Source organism: uncultured Pontibacter sp., from assembly GCF_947499215.1.
Lineage (GTDB): Bacteria > Bacteroidota > Bacteroidia > Cytophagales > Hymenobacteraceae > Pontibacter.
Genome location: NZ_CANMNI010000001.1, coordinates 1,787,015 through 1,801,418, shown reverse-complemented (window position 1 = coordinate 1,801,418; position 14,404 = coordinate 1,787,015). Strand labels below are relative to the sequence as shown.

General features: G+C 49.1%; 12 protein-coding genes. All 12 read right to left on the bottom strand.

Going from position 1 to position 14,404, the window contains the following annotated elements; translation table 11 throughout:
- Positions 1-27: 27 nt before the first annotated feature.
- The 12 genes from ruvA to Q1A04_RS07805 all read right to left on the bottom strand — a co-directional run bounded on the left by ruvA (position 28) and on the right by Q1A04_RS07805 (position 14,302).
- On the bottom strand, positions 28-621 hold the full coding sequence (ruvA, locus tag Q1A04_RS07860; protein ID WP_299703570.1) for a Holliday junction branch migration protein RuvA: 594 nt from the start codon (positions 619-621) through the stop codon (positions 28-30).
- The gene (locus Q1A04_RS07855; protein WP_299703567.1) at positions 622-2,895 is read right to left on the bottom strand and encodes an NADP-dependent malic enzyme; all 2,274 of its coding nucleotides are present in this window, start codon (positions 2,893-2,895) and stop codon (positions 622-624) included.
- A gap of 295 nt (positions 2,896-3,190) precedes the next feature.
- Positions 3,191-4,699, bottom strand: coding sequence for a lytic transglycosylase domain-containing protein (locus tag Q1A04_RS07850; protein ID WP_299703564.1), 1,509 nt, complete (start codon positions 4,697-4,699; stop codon positions 3,191-3,193).
- A 6-nt stretch (positions 4,700-4,705) separates the two neighbouring features.
- Positions 4,706-6,142, bottom strand: a complete 1,437-nt coding sequence (gene gatA, locus Q1A04_RS07845; protein ID WP_299703561.1) for an Asp-tRNA(Asn)/Glu-tRNA(Gln) amidotransferase subunit GatA — start codon at positions 6,140-6,142, stop codon at positions 4,706-4,708.
- A gap of 1 nt (position 6,143) precedes the next feature.
- Entirely contained in the window at positions 6,144-6,356 is a 213-nt protein-coding gene (locus Q1A04_RS07840; RefSeq protein ID WP_299703558.1) for a twin-arginine translocase TatA/TatE family subunit, read from the bottom strand.
- Between the two features lie 18 nt (positions 6,357-6,374).
- Positions 6,375-6,584 carry a twin-arginine translocase TatA/TatE family subunit gene (tatA, locus tag Q1A04_RS07835; protein WP_101446552.1) on the bottom strand — a complete coding sequence of 70 codons (210 nt, stop codon included), beginning with the start codon at positions 6,582-6,584 and terminating at the stop codon, positions 6,375-6,377.
- A 764-nt stretch (positions 6,585-7,348) separates the two neighbouring features.
- Positions 7,349-8,584, bottom strand: coding sequence for a peptidoglycan DD-metalloendopeptidase family protein (locus Q1A04_RS07830; RefSeq protein WP_299703539.1), 1,236 nt, complete (start codon positions 8,582-8,584; stop codon positions 7,349-7,351).
- An 85-nt stretch (positions 8,585-8,669) separates the two neighbouring features.
- Positions 8,670-9,413: a DUF4292 domain-containing protein gene (locus Q1A04_RS07825; RefSeq protein ID WP_299703536.1), complete on the bottom strand. Its 744-nt coding sequence runs from the start codon at positions 9,411-9,413 to the stop codon at positions 8,670-8,672.
- Positions 9,406-11,172, bottom strand: a complete 1,767-nt coding sequence (locus tag Q1A04_RS07820) for a tetratricopeptide repeat protein (RefSeq protein WP_299703531.1) — start codon at positions 11,170-11,172, stop codon at positions 9,406-9,408. Before Q1A04_RS07820 ends, Q1A04_RS07825 begins: the two co-directional genes overlap by 8 nt.
- A gap of 13 nt (positions 11,173-11,185) precedes the next feature.
- Positions 11,186-12,193 carry a sugar phosphate nucleotidyltransferase gene (locus Q1A04_RS07815; RefSeq protein ID WP_299703528.1) on the bottom strand — a complete coding sequence of 336 codons (1,008 nt, stop codon included), beginning with the start codon at positions 12,191-12,193 and terminating at the stop codon, positions 11,186-11,188.
- Between the two features lie 143 nt (positions 12,194-12,336).
- The gene (gene dut, locus Q1A04_RS07810; protein ID WP_299703525.1) at positions 12,337-12,786 is read right to left on the bottom strand and encodes a dUTP diphosphatase; all 450 of its coding nucleotides are present in this window, start codon (positions 12,784-12,786) and stop codon (positions 12,337-12,339) included.
- A 16-nt stretch (positions 12,787-12,802) separates the two neighbouring features.
- Entirely contained in the window at positions 12,803-14,302 is a 1,500-nt protein-coding gene (locus Q1A04_RS07805) for a polysaccharide biosynthesis C-terminal domain-containing protein (RefSeq protein WP_299703522.1), read from the bottom strand.
- Positions 14,303-14,404: the final 102 nt, after the last annotated feature.

Here is a 14,404-nt window from a genome sequence, read left to right as displayed (position 1 = left end):
TTTCCAGATCAAGTTGGGCTCTACCGATTAAGAAGACTTTAAGGCAAATTTTATAAGTTCCTCTACGCTAAGGCTTCTGTCCTCCCGCTTAATGATGGCATCAAGCGTTTTCTCTGCCACATTCTTGGCAAAGCCTAGTGTAACTAATGCTGATAACGCTTCTGCACGTGCCGTATTGTGCGCAGAAACAGGAACTGCGGTGCTACCAGCAAGCATTGTTTCTTTCTTTATTTTATCTTTTAATTCCAATATGATGCGCTGGGCGGTTTTGGCTCCTATACCTTTCACATGCTGTATTGTGCGCACATCCTCCCGCACAATAGCCTGTTGAATCTCGTCCACTGAAAGCGACGACAAAATCATGAGCCCGGTATTAGGTCCAACCCCCGAAATAGAGATCAAGTGCAGGAAAGTCTCTTTCTCAGCCGCCGTTGTGAAGCCATACAAAGTATGGGCATCTTCCTTGATGTGCAGGTAGGTATGCAGCTTACAGCGCTCCCCGTCGGGCAGCGTCGAATACGTGCTCAGCGATATCCTGATCTGGTAACCTATGCCATTGACGTCTACAATGACATAGGTCGGATCCTTCACGGCCAGCTTACCGTCAATGTATGCGATCATCTATATATGTTGATTGTTATAGTTTTGTGCATCTACGACAGCAATGGCTACCATGTTAACAATTTCTCGAATAGAGCTACCCAACTGCAGGATATGCACTGGCTTGCGCATACCCATCAGTACCGGACCGATTGCCTCGGCTCCGCCTATCTCCTGCAGCAGCTTATAGGCGATGTTACCGGAGGTCAGGGTAGGGAATATGAGCGTGTTCGCCCCTTTGTCCGCCAACTCGCTAAATGGGTAATGCTCACGCAGTAGGTGGCGGTTCATGGCGGTGTTGGCCTGCATCTCGCCGTCTATCAATAAGTTAGGATAACGCTCCTTGGCTTTGCGCACTGCCTCGGCTCCCTTGTTAGGTATATCGCCCTGCACCGAACCGAAGTTGGAGTAGGAGAGCACTGCCATACGTGGCTCTGTGTCGAAGAAGCGAACGGCACGGGCGGTCAGGCCAATGATATCCACCAATTCGTCGGCGGTCGGATTTACGTTAACAGTCGTGTCAGCAAAGAAATAAGGTTCTTTTTTGTTCAGAATGATGTACATACCCGCCACCTTGTTGATGCCTTCTTCCACACCGATTATCTGGAGCGAAGGTAGAATGGTTTTAGAGTAGTCGCGGGTCAGGCCGGAGATTAATGCATCCGCTTCGCCGGTTTCGAGCATCATGCTGCCGAAGTAGTTGCGGTCGCGCATCTGTCGGCGACTATCAAACAAGGTAAGGCCTTTGCGCTGACGTTTCTTATACAGCAACTGGGCAAACTCCTCGCGCTTGGCATCCTCCTCGTATGGGTCAATGATCACACAGTCCTGCAAATCGAGGTTGGTCTCTTCGATGATGGCGGCGATGCGTGCTTTGTTACCCAACAGGATAGGGTTCGCGATACGCTGCTCTTTTACGATCTGGGCTGCTTTCAGAATCTTGTAATGGTCTGCCTCAGCAAACACTACCGTTTTCGGATTCTTCTTCGCTTGGTTCGTGATACGAGTCATCAACTTTTGGTCGATGCCGATGCGCTCCTGCAGCTCTTGCTCATATGCCTCCCAATTGGTGATCGGGTATTTGGCTACGCCACTCTCCATGGCAGCCTTCGCCACGGCCGGTGATATTGTTGTGATCAAACGTGGGTCAAGCGGCTTCGGAATGAGGTAGGTACGGCCGAAAGTAATGGTGTTATCGCCATAGGCTTTGTGCACAATATCCGGCACTGTGTCTTTCGCAAGTTTAGCCAATGCATGCACCGCGGCTAGCTTCATGGCTTCGTTTATCTCCGTGGCACGCACGTCAAGTGCTCCTCTGAAAATGTAAGGGAAACCAAGCACATTGTTTACTTGGTTAGGATGATCTGAGCGGCCGGTTGCCATGATCAGGTCTTCGCGCGTTTCCATCGCCACGGCATAAGGGATTTCCGGATCCGGATTGGCCAACGCGAAAATAATCGGGTCTGCCGCCATGAGCTTCACAAAATCAGGATTAAGCACATTGCCTGCAGATAGGCCGATGAACACATCAGCACCTTCCATGGCCTCGGCCAGTGTGTTGATTTTGCGCAAGGTCACGAACTGAGCTCTGTAGATATCCAAATCGTTGCGCTCCGGGCGAATGATGCCCTCCTTGTCAAACATGACGATGTTGTCCATCTTGGCACCTAATGCCACATAAAGCTTAGCACAGGCAATGGCGGCGGCACCAGCACCGTTCATCACAATTTTTACTTCGTCAATTCTCTTATGAGCTAACTCCAGTGCATTGAGCAGCGCGGCAGCCGAAATGATAGCCGTGCCATGCTGGTCGTCGTGCATGAGTGGAATATTCATCTGCTCTTTCAGTGCATTCTCAATCTTGAAGCTCTCCGGGGCTTTGATGTCTTCTAGGTTGATGCCACCAAAGGTAGGCTCCAGTGATTTTACGATGCGGATGAATTCCTCTGGGTCGGTGCAGTCGATCTCAATGTCGAATACGTCTATACCTGCGAATTTCTTGAAAAGGACGCCTTTCCCTTCCATTACAGGCTTAGATGCATCCGGCCCGATATTGCCAAGGCCGAGTACGGCAGTTCCGTTTGAGATAACACCTACGAGGTTTCCTTTGGCAGTGTATTTATATACGTTCTCTTTGTCAGCGGCTATTTCTTTGCAGGGTTCGGCCACTCCAGGAGAGTAAGCCAAGGCCAAGTCATGCTGTGTGCTCAGCATTTTAGTCGGCACTACTTCAATCTTGCCGGGCTGCCCCTGCATGTGATAGTTAAGTGCGTCTTCTTTGTTTACTTTAATCATTGTATGCGATGTTGTGTTAAATCAGGTGTAGTGTTTCGCTACGCTTTTGTCAATATGTGTTGCCTCATGAAGATAAAAGCCAATTTGATAAGATTTTATGGTTTATCAAAGTCGTAACCGACAAAGATACACGCATGTAATTCTAGTTGTGACAGAATATTCCGTTTTTTATTTGGCAGGGAAGATGGATGCACTTGAAGCGGTAAAGTATAGTAATAATCATATAAATCAATTTCATCTAAAACAACGAAGCACTCCTTGAGGAAAGAGTGCTTCGTTGTTTGTTGGCTGCAACTTATCCAAGGATGAGCTGCTGGCCCGGCTTAATTGCGCTGTTCTTGAGTTTGTTCAGCTTCTTTATCTTTTCAACCGTCATCCCTTCGTGGCGTTGGGAAATTGTCCAGAGCGTGTCGCCCGGTTGTACATGGTACACCTTTTCCTGCTGAATCTTGCTTTGAACAGGCGTAGTTTTTTTAGTTGGCGTGCCGCCAGCCTTAGAAGTAGTGCTTTGAGCAGATGCCAACAGAACTGGAGCCGCCTCCGGAGCAGCCTGCCAGACAAGAAGTTTGTCCTGTATTCTGATATCAGAACTTGCCAGTTGGTTCCATTCCTTTATATCATCAACGCTTACTCCGAACTTGCGAGCAATGCCAAACAGGTTGTCACCACGCTGCACGATGTAAGTTTTTTGCGTCAGGCTGTCTTTGGTAACAGTGGTGTTAGCAGCCAGCATAACAGGAGACTCGGTAGGTATAGGTTGTTTGGCAGGTGGCAGTGTAGGGGCGGCTGCCAATAAAATGCAGCTTTGGTCTACAGCTAGCAGGCCAGCCGTGCGCGCAGGTACACGCAGTTTATAATTTCGGGTGCTTTCTGGCAGCTTGGCCTGTTTGATCTCCGGGTTAAGTGCCAAAAGGGCCAGTGTGTCCACATGCAGCTCGGCGGCTAGTTTGTTTAGATCCAGCGCTTGGTTAACCTCCAAGTGGGTATAATCAGCTGCGTATAGGATCGAGTCAGAGAAAATGTTGTGATCCGGAGCATACTTCATGGCGTAGATTACTGCCGTCATAGAAGGTATGTAGTTGCGGGTTTCCCTTGGCAGGTAGGGGTAAATCTCCCAGAAAGTCTTTTTGCCACCACCTGCTCTTCTGATCGCCTTGTTCACATTGCCCGGGCCGCAGTTGTAGGCAGCCATTGCCAGTTCCCAGTCGCCATAAGAGCGGTACAAACGACTTAGGAATCGCATAGCGGCGTCTGTCGACTTTTCTACGTCCATGCGCTCATCAATGTAGTTGTCTTGGCTCAAGCCATACTCCTTACCGGTTGACTTGATGAACTGCCAAGGACCAACAGCGCCCGCCCACGAGGCTGCCTTCGGATTAAGCCCTGACTCCACAATGGAGAGGTACTTAATGTCCTGCGGCATGTTATACTTCTTCAGATACTTCTCATAAATGGGGAAGTATACGTTCTCACGGGAAATCATTGTACGAGTGTACTTCCTGTTACGAACCGTGAAATAGTCGATGTGATTGCGCACAAACTTGTTGAACACAAGCGGAATGTCGGCCTCTATACAGCTCAGTCTGTCTTGGATCACCTCGTCCGGCTCGTAAGGGATGTACTCCACCATTAAGGCAAGCTCCTCTTCTGAAAGAAAAGTAGTGTCTGCCTTCGGTTTTTTAAGGGAGTCCTCCAGTGTTGCCAGTCTGTCGAGCGAGAAACTAAAGTCAGAAGCTTGGGCGTGGATTGCCCATATACTTCCAACCAGTGCTGCAAGTACTGTAAAGAGTCTAAAGTGCGTCATTATAATTTATGCTTCAACGGTTAGCTTGTCCAGTATGTAATTCGAGAAAGCGAGCAATTGCGGCTCCTCAAATGAGCGGGTCATTAACTGTAACCCGATGGAAAGGCCGTTCGCATCACGCCCAACCGGAATAGAAATAGCTGGAACACCTGCAAGCGAGGCCTGAACCGTAAAGATGTCGGCCAAATACATGGCCAACGGATTCGCCGTATTCTCCCCTAGCTTAAAGGCTGTAGTGGGAGCGGTAGGCAATATAAGAAAATCATAATGTTGTAGCAACTCATCTGTCTTCTCTTTTATGAGACGGCGAACGCGCTGTGCCTTAGTATAGTAGGCGTCGTAGTAGTCGGCGCTCAGCACGAAGGTGCCCAGCATAATGCGGCGCTGCACTTCCGGACCAAAGCCCTCAGCACGCGTTTTTTTGTAAAGCGAGGTCAGGTCGGTAGCGTTTTCGCTGCGGAAACCGTATTTCACGCCATCAAAGCGGCCCAAGTTGGAACTAGCCTCCGCCGTGGTGAGGATATAATAGGTAGGCACCATGTAGTCCAGATATGGGAACTCCACAGCTTCCACCTCATGGCCGGCAGATTTAAGCATGTCTTTTACACCGAGGATGCTTTCTTTCACCTCAGAATCCAAGCCTTCGCTCTCAAAGCAGTCGCGGATATAGCCAATTTTGTACTTTTTATCGGTCTGCAGCATCTGGCTGTAAGCCGGCACAGGTCGATGGCTCACGGTGCTGTCGTACTCGTCGCTGCCGGCCATTACCTCTAACAAGAGGGCCGCATCTTCTACGCTTTTAGAGAGAACACCGATTTGGTCAAATGAAGAGGCATAGGCGATAAGGCCGTAGCGGGAAATGCGCGAATAAGTTGGCTTGAGTCCCACCACGCCGCAGAAAGAGGCTGGCTGGCGCACAGAGCCGCCCGTATCGGAGCCGATAGAGGCAAGGCACAGGTCAGCCTGCACGGCTACCGCCGATCCGCCGGAAGAACCACCCGGTACGCGGGTAGAGTCATCTGCGTTGAGTACAGGACCCATGGAGGAGTTTTCATTGGAAGCTCCCATCGCAAATTCGTCACAGTTCTGACGGCCGATGATAATGGCATCCTCAGCAAGCAGGCGCTGCACGGCAGTGGCCGTGTAAAGTGACTCAAAGCCATTTAGGATTTGGCTCGACGCCTGCAGGTGATGCCCCTCATAAGCCAGCACATCTTTCAAACCGATCACCATGCCTGCTAGTTTGCCAGCATGGCCAGAAGCCAGTTTTTTATCAACGGCTTCGGCTTGGGCCAGCGCTTCCTTGTCAAACGTTTCCAAGAAAGCGTTCAACTCAGGCTTTTGCTTAATATTATACAGGTAGTGCTCTACCAATTGTCTGCACGACAACTGCCCGGAGGCGATGTCGGCTCGAATGTCACGAAGCGAATGGTATGGTTTCAAACTATTCAGGCTTTTTTATGTCCTTGATGGAACGCTCAAGCTCGTTCTGGATTTCGTTTTTGGCATCGTTAAAGCTACGGAGGCCTCGGCCGGCAGAACGTGCCATGCTAGGGAGTTTATCGGCACCAAAAAGCAGGAGTACTGCGGTTAGTACAACAAGAATTTCTCCTCCTCCCAGGTCTGCCAGGAAGAGGAGAATTGCACTAAGTATCATAGAACGTTATGCCGGGAATTACTTTACAGGAGTATCCTTTGTTGACTTTTCCAGATCGTCTTTGATCTCGTTGGTGGCATCTTTGAATTCACGAATACCACGGCCCAGACCTCTTGCAAGCTCTGGAATGCGCTTCGCTCCAAAAAGAAGCAGAATTACCACAAGGATTAGGATAAGCGAACCGCCCCCAATGTTCTGGATAAATGCTAGTGTGTTGGTAAGTACCATAGTCTTAAAATTTTAAGATGAATTGCTGCAAAAATAAAGCTTATATTTTAATAAAACCCACATTTGGTCACTTTAGTTTAATGGGTGAATATTATGTTCGCAAAGCAGTTCCAGACCAAAAGGACAAACTTAGTCGCTAGGCTCTTGAATTGGCACGCATGGGGTGTAACTTCGTAGTATGGGTGGCGTATAGTAGCGCAAAGGCCCCCCTTTAGTACTTGAGCCGCGAGCTAAGTAGGTTAGCGATTGAATAACTGATTTTTTTTGATGTTTTCCCAAAATGGAAAAAAAGTTTCCAATATAGGGAAAAATACATGTACCTCTTGTTGATTTTTGTATTGATAATCAGTGTGTTGGTTCTTTCTATATTTTTGGCAAGCTACTTGTAATATGCCATATACAGCCGAATGAGGCTAAGAAGCCTGAGAGATTTGTCAGGCAAATCGCAAAGATAGAGATAAAATAAATATTCAGTTTTTTTAATCTTCTATTTGCAAGTCTCATTAAAACGTTGTAATTTAATCCTAGAAATTTAACACAGCACTCCTACACCGGAGCAAGTGTATAAATATAATTTTAAGTTTGTTTTCATAGCTTGGAAAGGCACCCTGCTTTGTAGGGTGTTTTTTCTTTTATAGGGGTTTAGGTTCTGTATGGGCCCTAAGTGGGTATGGGAACAGCTAAGGCAGAGGCATTAATCAAAAAGAGCAGGCTGCGTCGTAAGGTGCAGCCTGCTCTTTTTGATAACCGAAATAACAAGAGACTTACTTTGGCCTGATCCAGCTTTCCGGGTTGAGGTTGTTGTTGTTTTTCCAGATTTGGAACTGAAGCTCTGTAGTGCCATTCGCATCTGTATACACCGTCCCGATCACGTCCTTCTGCTTCACATCCTGTCCCTCTTTAACATTGACCGTACGCAGCTTGGCGTATACCACAAAGTACTCACCATGCTGAACCATCACAATGTTGTTCATACCCGGCACGCTGGCTACGGTAAGCACCTTGCCTTCAAAAATAGCTCGGGCTGCCTCCCCTTGGCTCGTCTGTATGTCTATACCGCGGTTCTCGATCACAACGCCTTTCAGTACCGGGTGGTTGTGTCGGCCGAACTTCTGTGAGATAAAGCCGCGGTCCACTGGCCACGCCAAGCGGCCCCGGTTACCGGCAAACGATGATGAAATGAGCGCCGCCTCTGGGGTGAGGGTGATCTTATTGGCGCTTCCACTGGTGGCTCGGCCTGCTTTACGTGCCTCACGGGCCGCGCGAGCCATTTCTTCTTTTACAATGTCGGCAATCAGGTTGTCGAGTTTTTTAATCGCCTGCTGGCGCTGGGCCACCTCTTTTTTCAGTGTTTGCTCCTGCTTGCTCAGTTTCTGGATCATGCTATCCTGCTGCGAACGTAGCGAAAGCAGGTTCTTGTTCTCGAGCACCTGTTTGTCTAGCAGGCTTCTTTTCTCTTCACGCTGCGACTCGAGCGTGCGCAACTGGCCGGTGAGAGCAACCTGTACTTTGTTGATCTGCTCTACCTGCTTTTTGCGGGCTTCGGAGTACTGCTGCAGGTAGCGCAAGCGGCGCACCATCTGGTTAAAAGAGTCGGCCGCAAACACGAACATGAGTTTGTTGTAGCTGTTGGCGGTTTTAGAGGCGGCGTATACCATAGTAGCATACTCTGCTTTCAGGTTCTCGAGGTCGGACTGCAGTTCACCCACTATACCCTCGGTCTCCTTCATACCCGACTCGAGTAGCTGTATTTCGCGCGAAATGGTATTGATAACACCTTTCTGTACTGCTATTTTTTCCTGTATAGCGTTAAGTTGGCCAATAGAAGCCTCCTTCTGCACCTTGGTCTGTTGCAGAATGCGGTTTGCTTCTTTAATACGGTTCAGGTTTTCCTTTTTTTCCTTCTCGAGCTGCGCCTTAGACTTTTGTTTTTGGGCGAGCGTTGCCAGCGGCAGTATCAGGATAAGAAAGAAAAAGGCGGATTTGTAAAGGGCCTTCATCAGTAACGGGTTCTACTACACTTCTTAGCCTACAAATATGGCAAAACTAAATGGCCGGAACCAGAACCCCGTGGATTTTATTCGGCTAAAGGCGCTTGTAACCAGAAGGAATGCCGAAAGGAAACTCCAGCACCTCATCAGAAACAACCACTTTGCTATGGTTCAGACTGAAGTCGGAAACTTGGCCGGCCTGTAGCACTTGAGCAACCAGTTCGTGCGCGAAAGGCACTTTTCCGATTGGCTGAAAACTGTTGTACTGCACCGTAATGCTATTGCCGCTGCCTTGGTCTTTTACGTTGAGTTGCTGCAGCTTAAGGTTTTGGTCGCTGATGAAGTAGTCGAACAGCAGATTTTCGCGAAGCTGTTGCACATGCTGCATCTGACCTTGGGTGGTGGCCTTTTCAGAACCATTGGCTTGGTAGTTGCCGAGCAGGATGGCCTGCACCACTTCGAAATTAAGGTCTACGTTAAAACGACTGCTCAGGAATTCGTAAGTGGTAGCGGTGTATTCTTTGTGAATACGGTTCATCACATACACGGAGTCCGGCGTCATCTTGAAACGGGCGGCCTCTATGCCTAGCCCAGGCAGAACTGATACCCAGATGATGCTGTCTTTTTTCATACGCAGGGCATATCCGGACGAGGTAGTTTCGCCTTTGTCCTCCAGCTTGAGTTGGCCTCGAGCATTCAGGTAAGTAAATTCCAGATTTTGGACAGTAACGTTGCCGACAGTTTCGTTAGTAGTGGAGGCGGCAGAAGGGATGGTTTCTTTTTTACACGCAGAAAACAGGAGCATGCCCAGCAGGCAAAGCAGGAGCTGTTTATTCATAAAGTTTTTGTTCTTTTATTTTTCTGTCGATAAAAGCGGAAGCCTCACCTTTGAGCTTCGCCTTTTGCCACTGTCTGACAGCCTCATCACGTTTTCCTAGCTTAAACAAGACATCGCCATAGTGCTCTACAATGGTGGCTTCCTCTGAAAAGGCAATAGCCCGCTCCAAATAAGTTAGCGCCCCGTTGTAGTCTTCCATCTTGTAGAGAACCCAAGCGTAGGTATCTAGATAAGTTGGATTGTCCGGGTGACGATCTACTAGGCGTTTGGCCATGGCTTTTGCTTTAGGCAGCTGTTCCCCGCGCAACGACAGAAAGTAGCTGTAGTTGTTGAGCACATGCTCATTATCAGGGTCATGCGTCAGTACCTCTTCGTAGGCTTCGTCTGACTTTTTGTATTCTTTCAGAGAGTTGTACCCATCACCCAACTGGGCATTGAACTGCGCAATCAGTTCCGGCTCACTGGCCGATAGGCGCTTGCCATGCTCCAATGATTTCACGGCCCTGTCGAAGTTTTTCTCAATTAAGTGGCCGGTTCCGTTGTAGAACCAAAACACTGCTTGGTTCGGGAATAGCTCCAGTGCCTCCTCTGAATGTTTAACCAAATCGGCAGACTCTCCCAGTTCGGCGTCAAGCAGCACAATCTGCTGCCAGATCTTAAAATGCGAATCATCTAATTTTACGGCTTTCAGGTAGTTGCCTCGGGCTGTTTCCTTTTTGCCTGTTATGGTTTGCAGGTCGCCGGCTACTGCGTAGGCCTTGGCCTCCTCAGGGTGCGACGCTATAGTCAGGTCAGCCAGTTCCAGTGCTATATCCTCTATAGCCGGGTTGGGCATCTGGCGGATGAAGTCCACTAGTATGCGCACCTTGGTGTCGATGTCCAGATCGGTACTGGCGAAAGCAATTTTTACCTGTTCTTCAGATTCAGTCAGTTCACCTTTCTGACGATGCAGATCGGAGAGCATCAGGCGTGCAAATGGATTGTTCGGCTCTATGCGCAGCGCACGGTTGATGGTTTCAATCGCCGTATCAGGCTTCTTGCTGGCGTTGTACAGCTCGGCCTGCGCTAGCAGATAGCGAATCTCAGTTGGATTGGTGGCGATCAGTTTCTCTCCTTCGGCTATGGCTTTGCCGATGTTCTTCTGGCGCAGGTATATCTGCTGCCGGTTCATGGAGAGTTGCTCCAGCACCCCGTATTTTTTCTCGATGCGGTCATAAGTTTTGAGCGCATCATCGTACTTGGACTGCGAAAGGTATAGATCCGCCAAATTGAACAGGTACTGCTCCGTGTCCGGCACGTTGCGCATCAGGTCGTTATATACCTGAGCTGCTTCGGTATACTGCTTTTGTTCAGTATGCAGTTGCGCCAGTATCAGATAATAGTAAGCGTTCTTTGGATCCTGTGCGATGGCGGCCTTGGCAAAAGAAAGCCCTGCCTGTGGATTTTCAAGCAGCAGGTGGGTTTCGGCCAGCTTAAAATTCAGCGCTGCATTGTTAGGGGTAACGGTATATGCCTTCTGGAACTGACTGAGCGCTTGCTTGTAGTCTTCCAACATAAAATATTTCATGCCGTCCAGAAACAATGCTTCGCTCAACTGCTTTTCCTGCTCGGTAGGCTCGGGCTGCGGAGTGGGTGCCGCTACCTGCGCCGCCTCACTCTTAGCCTTGGCCTTCTTTTTCTTAGACTGCGCTTGGCTTTCGCCGGTGGCAACCAAGGCAAGGCAGCAGGTGGCGAGAACAATGTTTCTGAATCGGGTCATAAAATGGGGTATGCTATTCTGTAAGCGTATTGTAGTCGCCAAGGCTCAGGTCCGACTGGCGTCCTTCATAGGAAACAAAATTACCTATCATTGAGTTTGCTATGTTCCCGTTTTTAATGGCCGAGTCCTTCTGAACGATGGAATTGCTCAAAATAGAGTCGTTTACGCTTGTGTTGTCTCCAATGGAAACGTGCGGTCCTACTACCGAATTGTGGATAACAGCATTCTCTCCGATATACACCGGCGGAATGATAACAGAGTTCTGGATATTGGCTGAAGCGGCTACCAGATCCTTCTCATCTTTTATATACTCTAAATAGCGTTGATTGGTGAAAACAGTTGCGTTTTTGTTGCCACAATCGAGCCATTCTGAGATAACGGCAGGAATAAATTTCGTGCCTTTGTTTTTCATGTTCTCCAGCGCGTTCGTCAACTGGTACTCGCCCTTGTCTTTGATGTCGTTGTCGAGCAGGTACTGCAGTTCGCTGCGCAGGTAGGCGCCGTCTTTAAAGTAGTAAATGCCGATGATCGCCATGTCTGAAACAAACTCCTGTGGTTTCTCCACAAAGTCGGTGATTTCGCCGTTGTCGTTAAGCTTAACCACGCCAAACGGACGCGGGTCTTCCACACGCTGCACCCAGATGGTACCGTCAGCGTTGGTGTCGAGCTGGAAGTCGGCTTTGAAAAGCGTGTCAGCGAAAGCGACTACTACTTTACCCTCCAAGGAGTCCTGTGCGCACATAATGGCATGTGCCGTTCCCAGTGCTTCTTCCTGATAGTAAATGCTGCCCTTGGCGCCTACTGACTCGGCGATGGCCTTTAAGTCGCGCTCAACGGCTTCACCGAAGTGACCGATAATGAAAGCCACCTCTTCGATCGGCTCGTGGCATACTTTGGCGATGTCTTCGACTAAACGCTGCACGATTGGCTTGCCTGCGATAGGTATAAGTGGTTTAGGAACAGTGAGTGTGTGCGGGCGCATACGCTTGCCCATACCTGCCATAGGTACGATAATCCTCATAGCTATTTGTTTATTGATTGAAAAATATTGCGCGGACATGCTGCCCGGCAAAATTGGTTTTGTTTAATACTGGATTTTGAATGTTTGGTTTTAGCCCCTTGAAAAAAGAAGGAAAGCACAGGCTATACCTGACAGACAAGAGGCTATTTGGTGCCTGTGCTGCCGTAGCCGCCAGCTCCGCGCTCGGTGTCGGTTAGCGCTTCCGCCTCTGACCACTCCACGCGCTCATAGCGGGCCACTACCATCTGGGCCACGCGCTCGCCATCCTCCACCACAAAGTCTTGGTCCGACAAGTTCACCAGCAGCACTTTGATCTCGCCGCGGTAATCGGCGTCGATGGTGCCCGGGCTGTTCACGATGGAAATGCCGTACTTGTAGGCCAGTCCGCTGCGGGGTCTGATCTGCGCTTCGTGGCCTTCAGGAAGGGCAATAAAAAGCCCGGTAGGTATAAGGGCGCGCTGTAGTGGCTTCAGCGTAACAGGTGCCTCTAGGTTTGCGCGCAAATCCATACCTGCCGAGTGCTCGGTTTGGTATGACGGAAGCGCATGCTTGGATTGGTTAATCACATTAACCGGTAAAGTCGAGTTGTTCATCTATTAAAGATAAAGATTATTTTTTAGATAGGAAGTAGGCCCGCTCCCTGAACCAGACCACCAGCAGGAAAACGGCGCATATTGCCAAATGGTATACATGGCGCAGCCAGAAGTCTTCGATGGGTACGAAGAGCGCCGCTATGACAAGCGCAGCGGCAAAAACTATATAGCCCATAATGGTCTTGACAGGGTAGGGAATCGGGTAATGCACATTGCCCAAAATGTAAGAGGCAAGCGCCATGCTGAAGTAGCAGACAAACGTGGCAATGGCCGAGCCCATATACCCGAGCACAGGTATAAGCAGCAGGTTGAAAACAATGGTAATGGCCGCACCGCCAAAGCTGATGTAGGTGCCGTACTTTGTTTTGTCGGTCAGCTTATACCACACCGATAGATTATAGTATACGCCTAAGAACAGGTTGGCCAGCAGTAGCACGGGCACAATCATAATGCCCTCTCGGTACGCTGGATTTCGCAGGAATAAGGCAAAGTCCTCTAGGTTAGCCGATATGAAGAGGAAGATAAAGGCACAGGTGATGACGAACCACTTCATGATGAGGGCAAAGGCTTGCGGCGAGTCTTTGTTATCAGCTTGGGAGAAGAAGAAGGGCTCGGCGGCATAGCGGAAAGCCTGTATGGCCAGTGTCATGAAAATGGCAAGTTTGTAGCAGGCACTGTAGATACCAACCACTGCCTCGTTGCTATGCTGCGGGTAGAAGCTCTCTGGTAGCCACTCCTCCAATAGTATACGGTCTACGACCTCGTTTACCACGCCTGCCAGCCCCATAAATAGGAGGGGGTAAGCATAAGTAAACATCGGGCCAATTAGCTCCTTGTTAAACTCATAACGGAAGATGCTGAATTCGCGCCAAAGCATAGGTATGAGCATAGCATTGGCCACTAGGTTAATCAGGAAGATGTAGCCTATACCTAGGTCGGGGTTATAGATCTGCGCCACTAGCGGCCTGAGACCCTGTAGGTATTCCCCCTCATAGATGTTTTGGAAAACAACTAAAAAAATCAGGTTGGCGCCCACGGTGATGAGGATGTTTGCCAGCTTAATCGAGGCAAATTTAATAGCCTTGTTCTGCAGTCGGAGCCAAGCAAAAGGTATGGCTACAATGGCATCGATAGCCAATATAATTGCTAGCCAGATGATGTAGTTCTGCTGTTGCGGGGTATAGTCCTTATAATCAGCTAAAGCTCCTGAAGCAAGTATAAGCAATGCTGTAAATACGATGCTGGAACCCAGAATTAGAGTAAGTACTTGGTTGTAAAGCTTGTGCTGGTCTGCCCCGGGTTTGTTTGCAAACCGGAAGAAGGCCGTTTCCATACCATAGGTATAGAGGATGTTGAAGAAGCCCACAAAGGCATACAGATAAGACACCACCCCATACTCAGCCGGTAAAAAGACAGAGGTATAGACCGGCACAAGCAGGTAGTTGAGCGCACGGCCCACAATGCTGCTCAGTCCGTAGGCAGCCGTTTGCCCGACCAGTTTTTTGGCTATGCTCATGCGTTTGTTTTGGGGCAGGAAGGTATAGGTGTCAGCAGAAAAACACAGAACGCGCTATACCTGCCTTTTATGATAGGTATAGCGCGTTGTTGCAGGTATAAA